The organism is Psychrobacter sp. 16-MNA-CIBAN-0192, from assembly GCF_040309565.1.
In the GTDB taxonomy this organism is placed as follows: domain Bacteria; phylum Pseudomonadota; class Gammaproteobacteria; order Pseudomonadales; family Moraxellaceae; genus Psychrobacter.
On record NZ_JBEOOX010000735.1, the window covers coordinates 1 to 235 of the forward strand.

At 63.4% G+C, this 235-nt stretch carries 1 protein-coding gene; it reads right to left on the reverse strand.

Going from position 1 to position 235, the window contains the following annotated elements; translation table 11 throughout:
- Window positions 1-235: amidohydrolase family protein (locus AAEY78_RS15035; protein WP_352340309.1), on the reverse strand; the 235-nt coding region annotated here is incomplete at both ends.

Sequence of the window (235 nt, forward strand, 5' to 3'; positions counted from 1 at the left end):
CGCCTTCATCGGCCACGACACCGATATCGTCGAGCGGATTGCCATCCAGCACGACGAGGTCGGCGATCGCTCCCGCCGCAACCACCCCAAGCTCCCCCGTCATATTCACAATCTCCGCTGCCACCGTCGTCGCCGACCTAAGCGCTTCCAAATTCCCAAGCACCTCCGCCCGAATCCGAAACTCCCCGGACTGAAACGCGTGCATCTCGCCGAGCAGGTCCGACCCGAACCCCAT